This window comes from Asticcacaulis sp., from assembly GCF_047605585.1.
Lineage (GTDB): Bacteria > Pseudomonadota > Alphaproteobacteria > Caulobacterales > Caulobacteraceae > Asticcacaulis.
Map to the genome: position 1 here is coordinate 774,981 of NZ_JASGFK010000001.1, position 18,107 is coordinate 793,087.

At 61.9% G+C, this 18,107-nt stretch carries 16 protein-coding genes; 3 read left to right on the forward strand and 13 right to left on the reverse strand.

Annotated elements, in window-relative coordinates; genetic code table 11:
- Window positions 1-96 precede the first annotated feature (96 nt).
- Both QM647_RS03660 and QM647_RS03665 read right to left on the reverse strand, forming a co-directional pair.
- Window positions 97-1,029: an electron transfer flavoprotein subunit alpha/FixB family protein gene (locus QM647_RS03660; RefSeq protein ID WP_414994113.1), complete on the reverse strand. Its 933-nt coding sequence runs from the start codon at window positions 1,027-1,029 to the stop codon at window positions 97-99.
- Window positions 1,030-1,776 carry an electron transfer flavoprotein subunit beta/FixA family protein gene (locus QM647_RS03665; RefSeq protein ID WP_414994114.1) on the reverse strand — a complete coding sequence of 249 codons (747 nt, stop codon included), beginning with the start codon at window positions 1,774-1,776 and terminating at the stop codon, window positions 1,030-1,032.
- A gap of 228 nt (window positions 1,777-2,004) precedes the next feature.
- On the opposite strand from QM647_RS03665, the gene QM647_RS03670 reads away from it, so the two are divergent.
- Window positions 2,005-2,274, forward strand: a complete 270-nt coding sequence (locus QM647_RS03670; RefSeq protein WP_414994115.1) for a hypothetical protein — start codon at window positions 2,005-2,007, stop codon at window positions 2,272-2,274.
- A gap of 30 nt (window positions 2,275-2,304) precedes the next feature.
- On the opposite strand, the gene QM647_RS03675 is transcribed toward QM647_RS03670, so the two are convergent.
- From QM647_RS03675 to QM647_RS03685, 3 genes are read right to left on the reverse strand one after another with little or no spacing between them, the layout of a single operon-like run.
- On the reverse strand, window positions 2,305-2,799 hold the full coding sequence (locus QM647_RS03675) for a hypothetical protein (protein WP_414994116.1): 495 nt from the start codon (window positions 2,797-2,799) through the stop codon (window positions 2,305-2,307).
- Window positions 2,800-2,806: 7 nt separating this feature from the next.
- The gene (locus QM647_RS03680; RefSeq protein ID WP_414994117.1) at window positions 2,807-3,373 is read right to left on the reverse strand and encodes a cob(I)yrinic acid a,c-diamide adenosyltransferase; all 567 of its coding nucleotides are present in this window, start codon (window positions 3,371-3,373) and stop codon (window positions 2,807-2,809) included.
- Window positions 3,373-3,576: a twin transmembrane helix small protein gene (locus QM647_RS03685; RefSeq protein WP_414994118.1), complete on the reverse strand. Its 204-nt coding sequence runs from the start codon at window positions 3,574-3,576 to the stop codon at window positions 3,373-3,375. Before QM647_RS03685 ends, QM647_RS03680 begins: the two co-directional genes overlap by 1 nt.
- Window positions 3,577-3,832: 256 nt before the next feature.
- Between QM647_RS03685 and QM647_RS03690 the strand changes: the two genes are divergently transcribed.
- Window positions 3,833-4,513, forward strand: coding sequence for a TetR/AcrR family transcriptional regulator (locus QM647_RS03690; RefSeq protein WP_414994119.1), 681 nt, complete (start codon window positions 3,833-3,835; stop codon window positions 4,511-4,513).
- Window positions 4,514-4,572: 59 nt separating this feature from the next.
- Here the strand turns inward: QM647_RS03690 and QM647_RS03695 are convergent, their stop codons facing one another.
- From QM647_RS03695 to QM647_RS03720, 6 genes are all read right to left on the reverse strand, one after another.
- Window positions 4,573-5,673, reverse strand: a complete 1,101-nt coding sequence (locus QM647_RS03695; RefSeq protein WP_414994120.1) for a Rieske 2Fe-2S domain-containing protein — start codon at window positions 5,671-5,673, stop codon at window positions 4,573-4,575.
- Window positions 5,674-5,764: 91 nt separating this feature from the next.
- Window positions 5,765-6,856 (reverse strand): histidinol-phosphate transaminase, encoded by a 1,092-nt coding sequence (hisC, locus tag QM647_RS03700; RefSeq protein ID WP_414994121.1) that lies wholly within the window; start codon window positions 6,854-6,856, stop codon window positions 5,765-5,767.
- Window positions 6,857-7,074: 218 nt separating this feature from the next.
- Window positions 7,075-7,869 (reverse strand): chorismate mutase, encoded by a 795-nt coding sequence (locus QM647_RS03705; RefSeq protein ID WP_414994122.1) that lies wholly within the window; start codon window positions 7,867-7,869, stop codon window positions 7,075-7,077.
- A gap of 94 nt (window positions 7,870-7,963) precedes the next feature.
- Window positions 7,964-9,046 (reverse strand): DUF2125 domain-containing protein, encoded by a 1,083-nt coding sequence (locus tag QM647_RS03710; RefSeq protein ID WP_414994123.1) that lies wholly within the window; start codon window positions 9,044-9,046, stop codon window positions 7,964-7,966.
- Window positions 9,047-9,247: 201 nt separating this feature from the next.
- A complete protein-coding gene (locus tag QM647_RS03715) occupies window positions 9,248-12,175 on the reverse strand; it encodes an ATP-dependent DNA helicase (RefSeq protein ID WP_414994124.1) in 2,928 nt (975 codons plus the stop codon).
- A 52-nt stretch (window positions 12,176-12,227) separates the two neighbouring features.
- On the reverse strand, window positions 12,228-15,416 hold the full coding sequence (locus QM647_RS03720; RefSeq protein WP_414994125.1) for a hypothetical protein: 3,189 nt from the start codon (window positions 15,414-15,416) through the stop codon (window positions 12,228-12,230).
- Between the two features lie 213 nt (window positions 15,417-15,629).
- Here QM647_RS03720 and QM647_RS03725 point away from each other — a divergent pair, with 213 nt between their 5' ends.
- On the forward strand, window positions 15,630-15,851 hold the full coding sequence (locus QM647_RS03725; protein WP_414994126.1) for a hypothetical protein: 222 nt from the start codon (window positions 15,630-15,632) through the stop codon (window positions 15,849-15,851).
- 6 nt (window positions 15,852-15,857) lie between these two features.
- On the opposite strand, the gene argF is transcribed toward QM647_RS03725, so the two are convergent.
- The gene (gene argF, locus QM647_RS03730; RefSeq protein ID WP_414994127.1) at window positions 15,858-16,784 is read right to left on the reverse strand and encodes an ornithine carbamoyltransferase; all 927 of its coding nucleotides are present in this window, start codon (window positions 16,782-16,784) and stop codon (window positions 15,858-15,860) included.
- Window positions 16,785-16,829: 45 nt separating this feature from the next.
- Window positions 16,830-18,044: an aspartate aminotransferase family protein gene (locus QM647_RS03735; RefSeq protein WP_414994128.1), complete on the reverse strand. Its 1,215-nt coding sequence runs from the start codon at window positions 18,042-18,044 to the stop codon at window positions 16,830-16,832.
- Between the last annotated feature and the right edge of the window lie 63 nt (window positions 18,045-18,107).

The following is an 18,107-nucleotide window of genomic DNA, read 5'->3' on the forward strand; positions in this document are numbered from 1 at the left end:
CGTTGCAAGGCAATAAGGAAAAGAGACGCACCATGAACTTGTGCCTCCCCGGCGGGCCGGAGAGGCACAAAAATCGACTTAATCAGAAGGCTTCTCTTAACCCAAAGCCTTCATCAGATCCGGAACGGCGGTCTTGTAATCCGCCACCAGGCCGTAATCGGCCACCGAGAAGATCGGCGCCTCGGGGTCCTTGTTGATGGCGACGATGACCTTGGAGTCCTTCATGCCGGCGAGGTGCTGGATGGCGCCTGAAATGCCGACGGCGATGTAAAGCTCCGGCGCCACCACCTTGCCGGTCTGACCGACCTGGTAATCGTTCGGCGCATAGCCGGCATCGACCGCCGCGCGCGAGGCGCCAACGGCAGCGCCCAGCTTGTCAGCCAGGGGATCGATCACGGCATCGAACTCTTCTTTCGAGCCGAGGGCGCGACCGCCGGAAACGATAATCTTGGCAGCGCCCAGTTCCGGACGATCCGAAGTCACCTTCTCTTCCGAGATAAAGCGCGTGCCAGCCTTGGCGGCCGGAGCGGCGATGGTTTCAACCGCAGCCGAACCGCCTTCACCCGCTGCCTTGAAGGCGGTGGTGCGGACGGTCAGAACCTTTTTCGCTTCCGAGGTCTGGACGGTTTCCAGCGCGTTACCGGCATAGATCGGGCGCACGAAGGTGGAGCCATCGACCACTTCGATCACGTCCGACAGCAGCGACACATCGAGCGAAGCGGCGATGCGCGGGGCGAAATTCTTGCCCGAAGCCGAGGCCGGAATGGCGACCGCATCATAGTTGGCGGCCAGGCCGGTGATCAGACCGGCGACGTCTTCGGCGATATCCTGCTTCAGGTCGGCGGATTCGGCGACCAATACCTTGCGGACGCCGGCAATCTTCGACGCGGCATCGGCCACGGCCTTGATGCCTTCGCCATAGACCAGCACGTCGACATCGCCCGACAGGGCAAGCGCGGCGGTGACGGTCTTGTGGGTGGTGTCGCGCAGATGGGCGCCATCATGATCGGCAATAACGAGAGCGGCCATTTACAGAACTCCTGCGGACTTGAGGTTGGCGACCAGTTCGGCGGCATCGGCCACCTTCTTGCCGGCGGAACGCTTGGCCGGTTCGGTGACCTTCAGCACCTTGAGGCGCGGGGTGACATCGACGCCGTAATCGGCAACCGTCTTGGTTTCCAGCGGCTTCTTCTTGGCCTTCATGATGTTGGGCAAAGACGCATAGCGCGGCTCATTGAGGCGCAGATCGGTGGTGATGACCGCCGGCAGCTTGACGCCGAGCGTCTGCAGGCCGCCATCGACTTCGCGCGTGACTTGCGCTTCGCCGTTCTCGACCACGACCTTGGAGGCGAAGGTCGCCTGGGGCCAGTCGAGCAGTGTGGAAAGCATCTGGCCGGTGGCGTTGTTGTCGCCATCGATCGCCTGCTTGCCCATGATGATCAGGTCGGGCTTTTCAGCCTCGGCCACAGCCTTCAGCAGCTTGGCGACGGCCAGCGGCTCGACGTCCTGGTCGGTCTGGATCAGGATGCCGCGGTCGGCGCCGATGGTCAGGGCGGTAATGATGGTGTCTTTCGCTTGCGCAGGGCCGATGGAGACGGCAACGACCTCGGTGGCCACGCCCTTTTCCTTCAGGCGGGTGGCTTCCTCGACAGCGATTTCATCGAACGGGTTCATCGACATCTTGACGTTCGCCAGATCGACGCCCGACTGGTCGGACTTGACCCGGACCTTGACGTTGTAATCCAGCACCCGCTTGACGGGGACCAAAATCTTCATGGCTTATAACCTTTTCAGTTCGTTTCCTGATGCCCTTATGGGGCGTGTTCGGCTGGGGGTTCACATGACGACCAATGCCCGCAAAGTCAATTGCTGTTTGGTATTTTTGCGGGTGTTTTCAATGAATGAAGTGGTGCTTTTCCATTGCCCTCAGGCCCTTATTGGCGCATAAAGACATATACGCATCTTTACGCGAACGTCAAGTTACAGCTTCGGACAGACCTGCCCATGCCCAGCCAGATCGGCAAACTGAAATATATTTTCATCATCCTGCTGGCCGTGTGCAGCACCGCCATCGTCGGCTATGGCTGGCTTTACGACATACCGCGCAAGAAGTGCGAGGCCGCTGGCGCTTGGTTTTCATGGAAGGATCGCGGCTGCTATGCGCCGATTGCCCTGTCGACCATCACGGGTCGCAAGAACGGGGAGGCTGCCAAGGTCGATTTCCATGACGACGCGCGCAAGGCCAGCAATGAGCGGGCGGTCAATTCGCAATAATCAGCCCGGTCTTCATAACCGGCCCAGTCTTCAGGGCGTTTCGATATCGCACTGCAGGACCGGCGCCTTGGCCTGAGGCAGCTCGATACGGGCACGGTAATAGCCGCAGGATATCTGGTCATCCTTGGCGCCGACCGGGGTGACGCTGTAGCCATTGACCAGCACCATGACATCGCCGGTGATGTCAGTGACACCCTTTGAGTTCATGCGGCCCAGCATGTGCGCCTGATAGGCCGGAGGCGAAACGACGATTTTTTCCTGCCCGAGGTCAATCTGCTGCAGGCTGTTGGCCTTGGGGCGCGCTGCATCGGTTGGATAGCCGTAATAGCTGGTATCGATCACCAGATTGTCGCCCAGGGCCTTCATCTTTGCCGCCGCGCGATCGGTCAGCACGGCGCTGACAGTGAATGCGCGTGCCGGATCGGGGGCGAAGGACTGACCGTCCTTGCCGCCATCGGCCTTGTACTTGCTACAGGCGGTCAGGAAGAGACAGCAAAGCGCGAGGGCTGCGACGGCTTTCGACATGATATTCCTATTTCGAAGGCACCCACAGGACGTCGGCGCGGCCCTGATCGTTAGCATGGCGGGCCAGCACGAACAACAGATCGGACAGCCGGTTCAGGTATTTCAGCGCCTCCGGATTGACCGCCTCACCTGCAATGCCGGACAGCGTCACCACATCGCGTTCGGCGCGGCGGGCCAGGGTGCGCGCGAGGTGCAGATGCGCGCTCAGGGCGGTGCCGGCCGGCAGGATGAAGGAGGTCAGGGCTGCGATCGGAGCGTTATAGGCATCGAGCGCTTCTTCCAGGGCCGTGACTTGATGCGCCTTTATGCGCAGAGGCGCCCACGCAACATCGTCCGAAGGCGTGGCCAGGTCGGCGCCGAGGTCGAACAGTTCGTTTTGCAGGCGCGCCAGCAGGCCATCCAGCGCCGGATCGTCTGCGCTATTTAGCCGCACCAGCCCCAAAGCCGCATTGGTTTCATCGACGCTGCCGATGGCAACCAGTCGCGGGGCATCCTTTGGCCGGCGCGAACCATCGGCCAGCCCGGTGGTGCCATCATCGCCGGTGCGAGTATAGATCTTGTTGAGCTTGACCATCAGCCGCCCCGATGCATGGCCCAGGCGAGAATGACGAGCAAAAGAATCGCCACGGCCTGCATGGCCACGCGCAGCTGCATCAGCTTGTTGGACCATCTTTCGCGAAAATAGCCGCCGCGCACGAGGCTGAAAATCCCGATGCCCAGCACGACCAGCACGCCGAACATGGCTATCAGGGCCAGATAGAAGAGTATTTTGGTCATGACATTCAATCGCCCTTTTATGGCCAGAAGTCGAGATTTTTATATGTAACAGCGACGGACTTTTTTAATTCGCCCGTTGAACCATTGTCCCCGTGCATCGCAGAAGCCCTGACACGGAAATAACATCGTCTCCATTGTATTGACGGGACACGCATACTAAGTAGGGCGCAACCTGCCCGCCCTTCCTCGCAGGTAAACTTAATTTTGTGTATGAAGTAGCCGCGTTATGTACGACCCCAGCCATAGTTCCGAACCTGTGCCCGAATCTTTTAAGAGTGACACCGCTATCACCAAGGACCTGACCCCACCGCTCGGTACGCGTGCCCGTTCCAAGGAACGCAATCGCCTGAAGATACTGGATTCTGCCGCCACGCTTTTCCGCGAACGCGGTTTTGAAGCGGCCACCTTGCGCGATATCGCCCGCGCTGCCGGTCTTTCCACCGGCGCGCTGTTCGCCAACTTCAACGACAAGAACGAGATTTTCCTGACCGTCCTGCTGGCCGAGAACGACAAGGTCGTCCGCGCCATGCGCGACTCTCACGATGAAAATCTCGATCTTGCTACCCGCCTGCACACACAGATGATGCAAGGCTACGAATCCATGAGCCATAATGCCCGGATCGTGCTGTCGGCCTTCGTCATGAAGTGGAGCCACGGCCAGCTGCCCGGCATGGCGCCGGTCAATGAGGTCGGCCAGATGAGCGATCTGATCCACGTCATCCTGCTGGATACGCTGAAAGGTGCGCTGGCGAAAAACGAGATTTCGTCGGGCGTAGATATCGAAAGCGCGACAGACCTGCTGGAAGATCTGTGCTTCGCTAACCTGCGCCGCGCCTATCAGGCCAGCGACGACAGCGGCGTCTTTGACATGGACAAGATGTCGAAGAGCCTGAGCGCCCAGATCAAGCTGGTGGTTCTGGGGCTAAAAGCCGCCTGATCCGACAGGAAAGCCTACAAAAAAACCCCTTCAATCGGTCGATTGAAGGGGTTTTTTGTTTAGCTTGTCCACTTCAGTGTGGCGGGCTTGACCGGATTGACAAAGGGCCGCTTTTCGGCGCGTGCCTGCATCCATTCCCGTTTCAGCTGCTGATACCACTTGGCCTGGGTATCGGCATCGTCGATCCAGATGAGGGCCGGATCGTATTTCAGTCCCTCGTTCTGCAGATTGACCATATCGCCGTCCTGCTTGAGGAAGGCCTTGGCGCCATAGCGGAACAGGGGCGCGATGAAACGGAACAGGCCGTGATCCGACCAGAATATCTGGGTGATACGGGTTTTGTTGTCATCGATCGGCGTCAGGCAGGTCAGGCCCAGCACCTGCTGGCTGCCGATCTCGATATGCTCGTAGCGGATACCCGGCAGGCGGAAGGTGATCTCGGTAGCCGGTGCGCCCCCCAGAATCTTGTAGGCGCGGCTGTTGGAAGACGGCGCGTGGCGAACCATCGAGAAGCCGTATTCGCGCGGCTCGAACTGCTTGATTTTCGAGAGCTGTTTCTTGGCCGAACGCCACCACCATTGCTGATGCACATAGGGGCCATGCGCCGGGTCCATCAGGCCAACGACGGCATGATCGATATGGCTGTCGAAATCCATGGTCTCGACAATGAGGGGCTTACCGCCAACGACACCTGGCAGGACCGGCGGCTCGTGATCGGGCTCAGCCGGGCGGCGCGAATCGGCGGTGATATAGATCCAGATAATGCCCTGCTGCTCGCGGATTTCATAGGAACGGACCTTGATCTTTTCCACGTCCATCGGTTGATCGGCAGTCAGAGACGGGATGGTCTTGCAGGTGCCTTGGGTATCGAAGGTCCAGCCGTGGTAGCAGCACTGGACGACGCAGCCACCGCCCTTACCGTCACGGATCATTTCACCGGCGGAAAGCGGAGCGGCGCGGTGCGGACAGATATCGCGCATGGCATAGGCGCGGCCATCGAGATCGCGCGCCAGCAGGACCGGCTCGCCCAGAATGACATAGCGCTGCAGCTTGCCGGGCACCAGATCGCCTGAAAGCGCGGCAAACCACCAGCAATCCTTCAGGAAACCCTGTCCGAAGACGATTTTCGTATTGGCGGCAGGCGCGGATTGATCAGGCATGGGGAAACTTCGGCTGTGACGACATCAGCAATATAGATAGCTTAGCGCGTTCCGGCAAATAATGCGACATTTCCGCGCTGCAGCATTTTGCCTACCGCGTCGCCGCAAATCTGCCCAGCGCCTCGATCACCGCCTCATTTTCCTCGTCCTTGCCGATGGTGATGCGCAGGCACTGCGGTAGACCGTAGTTGGCGACATGACGGATGATGATTCCCTGCGTCATCAGGAATTCATTGGCCCGCGCCGCCTCTTCCGCATCACGGAAATAGATCAGGATGAAATTGCCGATGGTCTTGCGGATATCATAGCCCAGGCCGGCGATCGCCTGGCGCAGGCGCGGGTGCCAGTTCAGCACCTGTTGGCGCGAGGCCTCGATATGCACCGCGTCCTGCAAGGCGGCCACCGCGGCAAACTGCGCCGGCAGATTGGCATTGAAGGGCAGGCGAACACGGTCGATGGCGGCGATGACATCGACCGGGCAGTAGCCGAAGCCGATGCGCAGGCCGGCCAGACCGTGAATTTTCGAGAAGGTGCGCGTGACGATCACATTGTCGCTGTCGCGCGCCAGCGGAAAGGCGGTTTCCCAGGTCGGTTCATCTACGAACTCGGCATAGGCCTCATCGACCACCAGCAGGATAGATGGATCGAGGCGCGTCCGCAGGTCGGCGATTTCTTCCGGCGTGTTCCAGGTGCCGGTCGGATTGGCCGGATTGGAGAGGTAGACGATCTTTGTCTTGGCATCGACCAGTTCCAGCAGCTTTTCGATGCTGACGCGCTGATCGGGTTCTTCCGCCAGCCTGACCTCGGCCTGGCAGGCAAGCGCCGAAATGCGATAGGCCAGGAAGCCGTGTTCGCCGGTGACGATATTGTCGCCGGCTTCGAGATAGACCTGGTTCAGCAGGGCGAAAACCTCGTCAGAGCCATTGCCGAAAACGAGGCGCTCCGGCTCCAGATCGTGATATTCGGCGACGGCGGCGCGCAGGGGTGCAGCATGGCCATCCGGGTAACGGAAGAGCTTTTCCTTTGCCTTTTCATAGGCCTCGATGGCACGCACCGAGCAACCCAGGGCATTTTCATTGGAGGACAGCTTGATCGGCTCGGCCACGCCCTCGATCTTCGACTTGCCGCCGACATAGGGGGCGATATCCAGTATGCCCGTCTTCGGGGCCGGAGATTTGGTCATAACGTGCTCATTCATCGCAATAGTCCTGCGCCTGTGTATTTGGGCGCTTCATGAGGGGGATTAACCACGAAAAACACGAAAAGCACGAACGTCTTTGTGTGGCTGCCTTGCGCGCAGTGCCTTTAATATAGTCCACTCAAAAACCTGAGTGCCCTACGGGCATCCGGTCCTGACGCGTCTGTTCGTGCTTTTCGTGTTTTTCGTGGTGAAATCCGAGATTAGATCCGGGGGGCCGCGCCGATAATGCCCGTCAGGCTGCCAAGCGTCTGGGTCGCCAGCCGCTCGTCATGTTCCTGCACATAGCCGATGAGGCCAAATAGCTTAAGCCCTTGCGCGGTGCAAAGCCATTCTGCGGCAAAACCGCGCTGGCCCAGGGTTTCGATGATGTGGTTTTCGTGCTCGGCCGAGTCAGACACCCAGAAGGTCATGTCGTCGCCGGTTGGCTCAGGCGGGATGGCCGCCAGCGCCACGGCGTGCGGCCGACCGCGCGACAACTCCGGCAGGGCGGCGATGATGCGCACCTTCGGTTCGGCCAGCAGGCGCGCCCACCAGGCGCCGCCGCGCGGATCGAGCGACAGGACCGAGATATGGCGGACATCGCGCGCTGCCTGGATGGCCGCGGTCGCGTCATTCACATAGCCGAATGACGGCGCGAAGCCGAAGCGTTCCCGCGCCCACACCAGCACCTCCTTGGAGTGTTCGGCGGTGCTCAGATTCAAATGAAGGCCCCCATTACTGGAGGCCCCCTGGATGCGCAGGTTTTCGGAAATCAGCTCACGCCAGATGCGCACGACCACACCATCGGAAGCCGCCTGGCGCGGCATGGCCAGCAGCTTGCGGATCAGCATGGCCTCGCGGTCCGGACGCAGCAGGGAGACCTGGCTGTTCGCCGGTTCTTCCTTGGCCTTGGCCTCACCAATGGCCTTGCCCAGCGCCGCGCGGGCATCGACAAGGCGCAGCAATTCGGCATCGAGCGCATCGATCTGTGTGCGTAGGTCGGCGAGTGTACTCAAGTTTACGGTTCCGTCAGCGTAAGGAAGGCCGACATTAGGCCGCAGATGCCGCCATCACAAGTCTTGTTTGAGTGAAGGTCAGTATAATTTCCGCTTAGGGCAGTATAGGTGCATCTGAAACTTTCAGCGGCCCAATCCAGGCGCTGCCATCGTGGAATTCGATGGTGAACTTCTGCGTGCCCTGGGTCGCCAGGGTCAGGTTGAGCAGTGGCCGGGCGATGGTCATGTTCTCACGTGAGATAATATGCAGGGCGCCCAGCACATCGATCGGGTTGAAGGTGCCGGATATTTCAATACCCAGCTTGCCCTTGATATGAGAGGTCTCATCCAGCACCAAGGCATCGCTGGTGGTGAACAGGCTGAGATCGCCAGCCGTCAGTTTGGCCTTGTAACCGGTCACCTGCCCACCGATACGCCGCCAGGTATCGAGACTGCCGGTGAAATCCTCGCCCTTGAAGCCCGACATGTGGCTGATCGTGCTTTCGACCTGCAGGCTGAGCGGCTTGCCAGGTGACAGATCGCCGACAATGCTCTGCGGATCGCCATAGGCGTCGGTCAGGCGGATCATCATGTCGGCGCTGTCGGCGACATTGGCCGTGGGCCGCAGATAGGCCTCGAAGTTCTCCGCTTTCGAAAAAGCAAAGGGGTGCAGGGTATCGGAGGCGGTCAGGCTGAGGCCCGTGCCCTGCAGCGCCACGTGGTAGATCGGCTTGTTGAGATCGGAAACGCTGGCCTTCAGGCTGCGGCCGCTGACCACCACCTTGCCGAGATCGATGACGCCCTCGCCGCCGCCCTGATGCACCCGGCCACGATAGAGGGTCAGGCCCTGCGGCGCCGTCATAACCCACTTGGTCAGGGCATAGGCATTCGCTTCCGCCTCAATGGCGGGGGCAGAGAAGCCCTTGCCTGAAGGCGCGATGATATTGACGTTGTGGAAATCGAGGAACATCCGGTAGGGATAGCCCTCGACCTTGATCGGATCGAAACTGGCCTGATACCCCGCCTGGATCAGGCTTTTCTGCGTCGCGATCACCCGCGCCTGCACCTGATTGGCCGTATAGACCCAGTAGGCGCTCCAGCCGGCGAACAGCAGGGCCAGCAACAAAACGGGACCGAACAGACCCCAGCGGCTGGCCTTTTTCTGCGGTTTGGTCGGCAAGGTCAGATCGTCAGTCACAGTGAGGTCCTCAGATGACTTCGCCTGCCCCATTTATGGGGAAGGTGGCATCCCGCCTCGGCGAGATGACGGAAGGGGCCATTCCACCGGCTTCAGCCCCGCCCACCATCGCAAGCGATGGTCCCCCCTCCCCATAAATGGGGAGGGCGAAGAGATTAATATCAGGCGTTAACCAAACGCACAGCCGGCAGAAAAGTCAATCTATACCGGGTAGAGAAACATCTCGATGGCGGCAATCGCCTCGGCCAGGGTGCAGCGCTGCACCAGGACGCCTTCCGGCAGGCCGGAGAACAGGCGCGTCGGGGCGGCGGAATCGAGCATGACGAACACGCCCCGGTCATCCTTTCGCCGGATCAGGCGGCCGAAGGCCTGGGCCAGTTTGGCGCGCGTCAGGGCGTCGTCATAGATCCGGGCACCGAAATGCTGCCGGCGCGCCCGATGAAGCGTATCGGGCCGCGGCCAGGGAATGCGGTCGAAGGCAATCAGGCGCAGGGCCTGGCCGGGCACATCGACCCCGTCGCGAATGGCATCCGTGCCCAGCAGGCACGAATGATGCTCGGCGCGAAAGACGCTGATCAGGTCGGAGACATCGAGCGGATCGACATGCTGGGCATAGAGCGACAGCCCCTGCTCGCTCAGCGGCTTGTTGATCTGGTCATAGACAGCACGCAGGCGGCGGATAGCGGTGAAAAGCCCCAGCGCCCCGCCCTTTGCCGCCACGAACAGCGCCTGCATGGCCGCGCCGACCGAACGGGCGTCATCGCGGCTGACATCGGTAATGACGAACAGGCGGGCCTGGGCCGCATAATCGAACGGCGAAGCGACGCGGATCGCCTTGGCGCCCATGACGAGATGATTGGCGCCGGTCCGCTGACGGGCCAGGGCGAAGATATCCTTGTTTTCACCTTCTGCCACCTGAGTGGCATCGCTAAGCGTGGCCGAGGCCACCAGCACGCCATGCGCCGGTTTCAACACATATTCCGCCAACGGCAGGGACGGATCGACATAGTGACGGTTCAGGCAGACATCGACGATCCGGCCGCGGATGACCTCGGTCGAAAACCAGTCCACGGTCTGGGCGCTCTCAGGAGTCAGTTCATCATCGAGCGTCAGTTGCTGCAGCAGGGCGCGCCAAGCCGGCAGCAGCATCCGCGCGCGGCGCTCCAGCCCACGCAGGGCGCCTTCAATGCGGATACGGTCTGCCGGCTCGATATCTTCCTTGCCACTGCTCAGGCGGTCTTCCAATGCACGCACCAGGGCCAGCAGCGGCGCCTCGATGGCCGCCAAAGCCCGCGCCGCCGTCTTGGCCGCCAGAGCCACGCCCTCGATGCAGGGATGCGCCTCGCATTCGCCACCCTGCTCGCCATCGGCGGAGAAGCGCGACCGCAGTCGCGCCTCGCCCTGACGGATATCGATCTGTTTGTAGACCTCGACCAGCAAGGCCTCGATCGGCCCGACCGGATCGAGGCCGCCGCCATCCTGGGTGCGCACGGTAATGCGCTGCGAAAAACCTTCCGCCGGCAGGACGGCTGCGGCACGCACCAGATCCTGCATGGCCGCCTTCGACGCGTCGTCACCGGAAAGCAAGTCGCCCAGCCGCGCCTCAAGCCCCCGCCCCCGGCGCGACCGGCCTTCATTGCCGCGTATCCACCGCCGCAGCTCGAAGGCCTCAAGCCCCGAAAGCCGCGTGGCGAAGGCCGAGTCCGCCGCCTCGAAGACATGGTGGCCTTCGTCGAAGATCAGACGCGACAAAGCGGGGACGGCCACCTCATCCTGCATGTCCTCGCCGTTCATTTCCGCTTGCATCTCGGCACGCGCCGTATCGCGCAGGTCGTACGCCGCCTGCGCCATGACGAGGGCGTGGTTGGCGATGACCAGCGAAGCAGACTTAGCCTTGCGCACCGACTTTTCGATGAAGCAGACGCGATAATGCGGACAGGCGGCATAGGTGCATTCGCCGCGGCGATCGACCAGGGCCTGCGGCGCAAGGGTCTGGAAGACATGGGCGGGCGAGGTCGGCGGCAGGAGCGACGGCAGCCAGGTCGGAAAGTCGCCGCTCATGATGTCGCCATCGCGGCTGTAGAGCACCCAGCGCGCCATCAGCACGGACATGATGATTTCCGGCTGGCTGTGGGCGCCGTTCAGCCGTTCCTGGAAATTGAGCAGACAGAGATAATTTTCCCGTCCCTTGCGCACCACCACCTGTTCGGCGCGCTCGTGCGGGTTGTCGAACAGGGCGCGGGTATCGTTATAGATCTGCTTCTGCAGCGCCTTGGTGAAGGTCGAAACCCATACCTGCCCCTGTGCCTTGCGCGCCCATGCGTGAGCAGGCGCCAGATAGCCGAGCGTCTTGCCAACCCCGGTGCCCGCCTCGGCCAGCAACATATTCGGCTGGTCCTTGACGAACTTCGGCGCGAAGATATCGCGTGCCTTCTGGGCGAATTCACGCTGCTCCGGCCGGCGCTCGTCCAGTCCGGCGCGGGCCAGGTTAGCATCGAGCGCAATGCTGACCTCGTCCTCGGTGAGGGAAACGGCGCGCGCCGCACCTTCAGGCGGCTGGTCTTCCCATTCCTCCAGCAGGGTCCAGACATCGAGCGCCGGCGGCATGACATAATCCGGCGGGATGGCGGTCTGGTCGAGCACGGCCTGCAGCAGCGCTGCCCACGGCCAGCCCTGCTTTTCCATAAGCCGCACGCCCGATTGCGCCACGAGGCGAAAGCCGAGCGAGGCATTTTTCAGTTCGTCACACAGGCTGGTAACAATATCGAACAGGACGTGGGCCTGGGCTTCCGGCGTCTGCGGTTCGGGATAACCGCAGGCCAAGGCCAGCCCCGCCACCGAAGGCGCACAAAACTGAGCCGGACGAACAAAGGCGAACAGTTCCAGCACATCGTAATGACGCGCCTCGCGATGCTGGCGATTACCGAACAGGCGGATGCGGACCATGGCCGCATTGGCGACGATCAGGGCCTCGCGGCCCCACAGTTCGCGCAGTTCATTAACCGGAAGATCACGTGGCTCGTCACCGGCGACGAAGGCGCGCACCAGTGAATATCCCAGCGCGCTTTTGGGCGCATGGTCTCGCCACCAGGGCGTGGTCGTTGCGGTCAGGGCTACATCGTCACTCACACGCAAAGCTTAACGTGCGCCGAGAGGTATGAAAAGGAACAAACTGTGAAAATTACCCTGCCGACTCAGAACCGGACTGCGCCACCTGACCGCCATCGCTGATCGGGGTGAAGCGGGCTACGGCGTCATCAGCGCGGGCGCGCTGCTCATCGCTCAGCTGCGAACCGAGATCGGTGGCATAGGCCTTGGCGCCATCGGCACCGTTATTGGCGGCAATCTTCATCCACTTGTAGGCCTCGCTCGGATTAAGCGGCACGCCATTGCCGCTCTGATACAGCAGAGCCAGGTTATACTGACCGTCGACCACGCCGCGCTCAGCGGCCTTGCGGAACCAAAGGGCCGCCGTCGGACGGTCCTGGGTGCCACCATCGCCATTGTAGAACATATAGCCGTACTGGTTCATGGCCGCCGGCACACCGCCTTCGGCCGCCCGGCGAATCCAGGCCCGCGCCTCGGTCTTGTCGACCGGCACCAGATTGCCTTCGCCGGCATAGAGGGTGCCCAGAGTGAACTGAGCCTGGGCATAGCCCTGGTTGGCCACCACCTTCATCGCCTCGACAGCCTTCGGATCATGCGCCTGCACGGCCTGCAGGGCCAGGTCATAGCGCGTCTTCAGCGCCTGCTGTTCATCCGCTGAGGGCGGGCTGACAGTCAGGGCCGAGGCGGCAATGGCCGGCTGGGCTTTCTGTTCGTTGGCCAGCCGGTTGGTGACTACCCAGCCGGTGGCACCGATCGCAACCACACCAACCGCAACCGAAGACGCCTTGAGCGCGTTCAGCAGGGTGCTGCCGCTCTTGGCCTTCTTCGCGGGTTCCGGCTTCACGCCTTTAGCGCGCGACGGACCTGCCTTCAGCAGGCCCAATCCCAGACCACCCGACTTGCGCTCGTCCTTGCCCTCGATGCTGGCGCGCACGGCGGCGCGCGCCGCCGCCAGGGCATCGCGGGTGGATACTGACACCGGCGCCTCTTCCGGCTCACCGAAATCGGCCTCGTCCTCATCGTCAAAGGGATGGCGCACCTTCGGCGCCTCTTGAACCTGCGCCTGGACCGGAGAATGTACCATGGGCGCCTGCGGAATGCTTTCCATGGCGACCACCGGACGCGACGCACTCTTCGGCGCGGTCTTGCGCGACACCTCGATATCGGCGAACGGATCGCTGTCGTCGTCATCCTCATCCGGTGACAGAATCGGACTGGCCGGCCGCGCAGGCGCCGCCTGCGAAAGCGGCGCGCTCATTTCCAGATCGTCTTCCAGATCTTCCGACTCGAAGGGATCGAAATCGGGCTTGAAGGCGCCGGTCTCCTTTTCGGCCAGGCCCAGCAGGTGACCGGTCAGGTCCATCGGCTTTTCAGCTTCTTTCGCGACCGGGCCCGGAGCCGGAACGGGTGGATCGAAATCGTCCGCCTCGTCATTTACGTCCTCTTCTTCGTCAAGCACGGGCGTGCTGGTCGCGAAGGGGTGCGCGGCAAAGGGATTGGACAGTCCGCCATCGAGATCGTCGTCATGCACGGTTGGACGAGCCGCGGTTTCGGCGAGCAGGCTCTCGGTCTGCACCTTGGCCAGGCGGGAATCGATCTGGGCGCGCGTCTCCTCCAGCAGCTTCGCCGTGCGCGCCTCGCTGGCGCGGATGCGGTCAGACAGGTCGCTGCGCTGGCGCTCGAACTGCTCACCAACCGCGCCAAGGACTTCCGCCGTGCGGCGTTCGCTGTCTGCTATCTTGCCGCTCAGGCGCTCGGAGATACGGGCGATCTCGCCACCGAGACGTTCCAAGGCCTGGGCATGACCGCCTTCGAGACGGTTGAAGCGGCCATCGACCGCATCGGCGACACGCTGCACATCGCGGCCCATGCGCGTCAGGCCGTCATGGTTTGCCGTCTCGACGCCAGCCACACGGCGGTTGAGGTTCTCGGCGATACGCAGGACGTCCTGTCCCATGCGATCGATAGCGTCAGCGGAGCGCTTTTCCGATTGCTCGATGCGTTCGCCCACCACCTTGACGGCCAGCTCGATGGTTTCCTGCTTGCCGGTCTGCAGAGCGCTGAACAGGTCCTGACGCGAATCCTCCACCCGACGCGACAGATCGGCGGCCAGGCCGGACAACGACTTCACCGTCTCGGCGTCGGTGACATCGCCACCGGCCTCGACCTGCGCCAGACGACCTTCCAGCGACTTGAAGGCCTGCTCCAGAGTGCGGATAGCGCCGGTGGTCTGGGCCTCCGCGGCATCCAGGCGATGGGCCAGCTGCGAAACAACCTTGTCGATCAGAGCTTGCGCGGCGCGGTCCGGATCGCGCATTTCCACATGGGCCACGCGATGCGACAAGCCCACCAGATCTTCGCGCACACCGGTCAGGCTGTCGCGGGCGCGGGCCTCGCCCTCATAAAGTTGGTTAGCCAGTTTGCCGAGCGCGCCCTCCACGGCGCGAACGGTTTCGCCCACCTGAGGCGATTTCAGATCCTGCTCAAAACGGGCCATGCGCTCGCGATCCTCGCGCACATGGCCGGACAGGCCTTCCAGACGCTCGGCCTGGGCATCGATCAGACGTTCAGCCTGTTCGAGGCGGTCGGCGAACAGGCCGCGATCCGCCTCGGCGCGAGCCAGCCGCTCGAACGACGACTGCACGTCCTGGGACTGGGCCTCGATACGGTCCTGCACATCGGCGTGCGCAGCTTCGGATCGCTCCAGGCGATTGAGCACGGTTTCGACGGCATGGGAGACACCGCGCACCGCTGTAGCCGACCGCGCCTCGGAATTTTCCATCCGGGCGCCCAGCGATTCCAGCGCACGGGCAACACGGCTCAGATCGCTGGAGGCTGCGGCATAACGCGACTCTTCAGCGGTGTAGCCATCGTCATATTCCGGGCGATCGGAGAAGATCGACTGGCGGCGCAAATCACGCGAACTCATTTCACGCGCACTGAGGGGCTGGGCGGCCGACGAATAGGGTGCGGCCGGTTTGCGAGGCTTTTGGGCCATGCGGCCTCCCGTATGGTACTCGGTTTCAGCTGCGCGGTGTCGGCGCGGCGCTACATAGTCGTCTTCGTCTTCATCGATTTCGGCGGGCTCGGCATGGATGCGCGCCTTCTCACGGCTGATCAGCGCACTGACGTCTTCGCCTTCGAGAATCATCTGGTTGAGCCATTCGCCAAGGGTCAAGCCGGAGCGGCGCGCCAGGTCCTTGGCGACTTCGCGCGCCCTGGCGTCAATACCCTTCACACTCCACGGTGCGTTCGCGCTCATGCGATTCCCCTAGCTTCGTCAATCGACGAGGGTAAACAACATTATGTGGGGTGTAAACACCTCGTTAACCACTATATATGGCGCAAACGTTAATCTTCTGTGGAAATTTATAACGCCGAATTCGCGGTACGGGAGAATTTTCAGACTTCGCCAATGGCGCGAGAAATCGTCAAGCGACTTGCCTGTGCGTTCATTCCACGACATATGCAGCGGATGGAACTGAGTTTAACCCTTACCCTGATTCTCGCGATTGTCTTCGGTCTTTTTACCGCCCTGTTCGGTTTTCTGGGCGCGCGGCCGATGGACCCCAACAAGGGCCCGCGCATGGTGCCGTGGCGGTTCTTGATGCTGCTGACCTTCACAGCGGCCCTGCTGCTGGTCGTGCATCTGCTCAACCTGATGGGCATCCAGACCAAACCGCCGGAACGGTATTGATCCGAATTACGCCCCGGCGAAGCACCAGGCCAGGATGGCTTTTTGCGCGTGGATGCGGTTCTCGGCCTCGTCCCAGATCACAGATTGCGGACCGTCGATGACGTCTTCCGTCACCTCCTCGCCACGGTGGGCAGGCAGGCAATGCAGGAAGAGCGCGTTATCCTTGGCCAGCTTCATCAGCTCGGCATTGACCTGGTAATTTTGGAAGGCTTCGAGACGCTCGTCGTGATCGAGATCGCCCATGCTGACCCAGGTATCGGCCAGCACGACATCGGCGCCGCGCACGGCCTCTTCCGGATCTTGCGTCACCATCACGCGGGCGCGCGATTCCGAGGCGAAGACCATGGCGTCCTGCGACGGCTTGTAAGCAGCCGGACAGGCGATATTCAGCGTGAAACCGAAGCGCGCGGCCGCATGGATCAGGCTGTTGCAGACATTGTTGCCGTCGCTGATCCAGGCCAGGGTCTTGCCCTCGATGGCGCCGCGATGTTCCTCGATGGTCTGGATATCGGCGAGGATCTGGCAGGGGTGCGAAGCATTGGTCAGGCCGTTGATCACCGGTATGGTCGAGGCAGCGGCCAGGCGCAGCACATCGTCATGCTCATTAGCGCGGATCATGATAGCATCGACCATGCGCGACAGCACCTTGGCGGTGTCTTCGATCGGCTCGCCGCGGCCGAGTTGCATGTCATTGGCCGTGGAAATGATCGCTTGGCCACCGAGCTGGCGAATAGCGGCATCGAACGAAAAGCGCGTACGCGTCGAATTCTTCTGGAAGATCATGGCCAGCACGCGGTCCTTTGCCGGGGCATCGGCATCGGGGCGGCCCTTGGGCCAGCCCTGGCGCAGGCGCTTGCGGGCGTGCGCGTCATCGACAATGGCGCGCAGTTCTTCGCTGGTCAGGTTGCAGATATCGAGAAAGTGACGGGTCATGGAAGACTCCCCCTTGTGGGTCATCCCATGACCCCATTTTGAACTTTATGCGGTTTGCTTCGCGGCGGCCTGGGCTTTTTCGCGGATCGCGATAAAGGTCTTTTCCAGACGCTCCAGCGCCTCACGGGCATCGGCCTCGGTCAGGTTCAGCGCCGGCAACATGCGGACGCAGTTGTCACCGCCGCCGGCGATCAGCAGACCATTGTCACGCGCCAGGGTCATGACGTCGCGGTTATTCGGCTTGAGCTTGATACCGATCAGCAAGCCCTTGCCGCGCACCTCATCGATCATGTCGGGATAGGTCTGCTTCAGGCCTTCTAGCTGCTGCTTGATATAGCCCGATACCTTGACGACATTTTCCAGCATTTCCGGCTTCGACAGTTCGCCAAAGGCCGCAAGACCGACCGCCATGGCCATCGGATTGCCGCCGAAGGTCGAGCCATGCGCACCGAAGGTCATGCCGGAAGCCGCCTCACGCGTGGCAAGGCAGGCGCCGATCGGGAAGCCGCCGCCCAGGGCCTTGGCCAGGCACATCACGTCCGGAATGACGCCGGAATATTCATGCGCCCACAGTTTGCCGGTCCGGCCCATGCCGCACTGGATCTCATCGAAGATCAGCAACAGGCCGTTGGCGTCGCACAGATCGCGCAGCAGATGCAGTTCGGCGTCGGTCAGGGCACGGGCACCGCCCTCGCCCTGAACCGGCTCGACAATGATGGCCGCCGCTGTCGGTGCCTCAGCCGCCGCGCGGATAGCGTCATGATCGTCAAGCGAGACATTGACATAGCCGGGCAGGCGCGGACCGAAGCCATCGAGATAGCCTTCGTTGCCAGCCGCATTGATGGCGGCATAGGTGCGGCCGTGGAAAGCGCCCTTGAAGCCGATGATGTCGATACGTTCCGGATGCCCCTTGAAGGCATGGTACTTGCGCGCCAGCTTCAGGGCGGCTTCGACCGCCTCAGCGCCCGAATTGGTGAAGAACACCTGATCCGCGAAAGAGGCTTCGCACAGCTTGCTGGCCAGCTCATGCTGCTGCGGGATGGTGTAGATGTTGGAGACGTGCCAGACCTTCTTCGCCTGCGCCGTCAGCGCGTCGATCAGAATCGGATTGGCGTGACCCAGGCCATTGGTGGCGACGCCCTGCACGAAATCGAGATATTCTCGACCCGATCGGTCATACAGTCGGCTACCTTCGGCATGGTCAACCTCGACAGGCGACCGCGAATAGACGGCAAACAGATGATCTTCGGACTCGGACATGACAACACCCAAAAACGGCAAAAAACCCTGCGAACATTCCGCAGAGGAAAGATGGTTTCTAAG